Origin of the sequence: Paraburkholderia sp. RL17-381-BIF-C, assembly GCF_046026435.1 — a bacterium.
Taxonomy (GTDB): Bacteria; Pseudomonadota; Gammaproteobacteria; order Burkholderiales; family Burkholderiaceae; genus Paraburkholderia.
In genome coordinates this window covers 1-3228 of sequence record NZ_JARESX010000158.1, presented here as the reverse complement: position 1 = coordinate 3228, position 3228 = coordinate 1, and the positions used below count along the sequence as shown (strand labels likewise).

Genomic DNA, 3228 nt, shown 5'->3' with positions numbered 1-3228 from the left:
CTGCTGGGGAGCCTGACGATTACCTACTTTCACACGGGAATCCGCACTATCATCGGCGTGGAGTCGTTTCACGGTCCTGTTCGGGATGGGAAGGGGTGGGACCGACTCGCTATGGTCATCAGGCATGACTTGTTGCTGCGCTGTCTTTGGGGACAGCCCAACCAATCTGGAAGAAGTAGTTTCTGGTGATGCTCACCAGGCAAGCTTTGGGGGTTGTGTTGTTTCTGGCACAACACTGATCTCAACCGTGTGTGGCGTCCCTGCCCCCTTCGGGGGTGGGATGCTCGTAAGTGCTGAAGCACTAACGATCATTGCAAGACACACCTGTTATAGGATCAAGCCTTACGGGCAATTAGTATCAGTTAGCTTAACGCATTACTGCGCTTCCACACCTGACCTATCAACGTCCTGGTCTTGAACGACCCTTCAAGGGGCTCGAAGCCCCGGGGATATCTCATCTTAAGGCGAGTTTCCCGCTTAGATGCTTTCAGCGGTTATCTCTTCCGAACATAGCTACCCGGCGATGCCACTGGCGTGACAACCGGTACACCAGAGGTTCGTCCACTCCGGTCCTCTCGTACTAGGAGCAGCCCCCTTCAAATATCCAGCGCCCACGGCAGATAGGGACCAAACTGTCTCACGACGTTTTAAACCCAGCTCACGTACCTCTTTAAATGGCGAACAGCCATACCCTTGGGACCGGCTACAGCCCCAGGATGAGATGAGCCGACATCGAGGTGCCAAACACCGCCGTCGATATGAACTCTTGGGCGGTATCAGCCTGTTATCCCCAGAGTACCTTTTATCCGTTGAGCGATGGCCCTTCCATACAGAACCACCGGATCACTATGACCTGCTTTCGCACCTGCTCGACTTGTCGGTCTCGCAGTTAAGCACGCTTATGCCATTGCACTATCAGCACGATTTCCGACCGTACCTAGCGTACCTTCGTACTCCTCCGTTACACTTTGGGAGGAGACCGCCCCAGTCAAACTGCCTACCATGCACTGTCCCCAGTCCGGATAACGGACCAAGGTTAGAACCTCAAACAAACCAGGGTGGTATTTCAAGGTCGGCTCCACGCAGACTGGCGTCCACGCTTCAAAGCCTCCCACCTATCCTACACAGACCGGTTCAAAGTCCAATGCAAAGCTACAGTAAAGGTTCATGGGGTCTTTCCGTCTAGCCGCGGGGAGATTGCATCATCACAAACACTTCAACTTCGCTGAGTCTCGGGAGGAGACAGTGTGGCCATCGTTACGCCATTCGTGCAGGTCGGAACTTACCCGACAAGGAATTTCGCTACCTTAGGACCGTTATAGTTACGGCCGCCGTTTACCGGGACTTCAATCAAGAGCTTGCACCCCATCATTTAATCTTCCGGCACCGGGCAGGCGTCACACCCTATACGTCCACTTTCGTGTTTGCAGAGTGCTGTGTTTTTATTAAACAGTCGCAGCCACCAGTTTATTGCAACCCCTTCACCCTTCTGGCGCAGGCCAGTCAAGCTACAGGGGCGTACCTTATCCCGAAGTTACGGTACCAATTTGCCGAGTTCCTTCTCCCGAGTTCTCTCAAGCGCCTTAGAATACTCATCTCGCCCACCTGTGTCGGTTTGCGGTACGGTCTTGTTAAACTGAAGCTTAGAGGCTTTTCTTGGAACCACTTCCAGTTGCTTCTTCACCTGAGTGAATGGCCTCACACCCTTGAATTACGCGCCCGGATTTGCCTAAGCGCCTTCTCCAATGCAAGGACCGGGACTTCCAACACCCGGACAACCTTCCGCGATCCGTCCCCCCATCGCATTTAACAATGGTGCAGGAATATTAACCTGCTTCCCATCAGCTACGCATTTCTGCCTCGCCTTAGGGGCCGACTCACCCTACGCCGATGAACGTTGCGTAGGAAACCTTGGGCTTACGGCGAGGGGGCCTTTCACCCCCTTTATCGCTACTCATGTCAGCATTCGCACTTCCGATACCTCCAGCGCACTTTTCAATGCACCTTCGCAGGCTTACGGAACGCTCTCCTACCATGCACATAAATGTGCATCCGCAGCTTCGGTATATTGCTTAGCCCCGTTACATCTTCCGCGCAGGACGACTCGATCAGTGAGCTATTACGCTTTCTTTAAAGGATGGCTGCTTCTAAGCCAACCTCCTGACTGTTTTAGCCTTCCCACTTCGTTTCCCACTTAGCAATATTTGGGGACCTTAGCTGGCGGTCTGGGTTGTTTCCCTCTTGACACCGGACGTTAGCACCCGATGTCTGTCTCCCGTGATTGCACTCTTCGGTATTCGGAGTTTGCTATGGCGTAGTAATCCGCAATGGACCCCACAACCATGACAGTGCTCTACCCCCGAAGGTGATACACGAGGCACTACCTAAATAGTTTTCGGAGAGAACCAGCTATTTCCAGGTTTGTTTAGCCTTTCACCCCTATCCACAGCTCATCCCCTAACTTTTCAACGTTAGTGGGTTCGGACCTCCAGTACGTGTTACCGCACCTTCATCCTGGCCATGGATAGATCACCTGGTTTCGGGTCTACACCCAGCGACTGAACGCCCTGTTCGGACTCGCTTTCGCTACGCCTGCCCTAATCGGTTAAGCTTGCCACTGAATGTAAGTCGCTGACCCATTATACAAAAGGTACGCCGTCACCCCTTGCGAGGCTCCGACTGTTTGTATGCATGCGGTTTCAGGATCTATTTCACTCCCCTCCCGGGGTTCTTTTCGCCTTTCCCTCACGGTACTGGTTCACTATCGGTCGATCACGAGTATTTAGCCTTGGAGGATGGTCCCCCCATCTTCAGACAGGATTTCACGTGTCCCGCCCTACTTGTCGTACACCCAGTTCTTCCTCGCTGTTTTCGTCTACAGGGCTATCACCTGCTATGGCGGCACTTTCCAGAGCCTTCGACTAACAATGAAGATAAAGAGTACAGGCTGGTCCCATTTCGCTCGCCACTACTCTGGGAATCTCGGTTGATTTCTTTTCCTGCGGTTACTTAGATGTTTCAGTTCACCGCGTTCGCTTCACGTAGCCTATGTATTCAGCTACGGATGACCCATACGGGCCGGGTTTCCCCATTCGGATATCGGTGGATCAAAGCTCGTTTGCCAGCTCCCCACCGCTTTTCGCAGGCTACCGCGTCCTTCATCGCCTGTGATCGCCAAGGCATCCACCACATGCACTTGTTCGCTTGACCCTATAACGGGTGTGTCTC

The 3228-nt window shown here is 53.2% G+C and carries 2 rRNA genes; both read right to left on the bottom strand.

From position 1 onward, the window contains the following. Positions 1–10 precede the first annotated feature (10 nt). Positions 11–123: ribosomal RNA gene (gene rrf, locus P0D70_RS36285) — 5S ribosomal RNA — on the bottom strand. Between the two features lie 208 nt (positions 124–331). Beyond that, positions 332–3210: ribosomal RNA gene (locus P0D70_RS36280) — 23S ribosomal RNA — on the bottom strand. Positions 3211–3228: the final 18 nt, after the last annotated feature.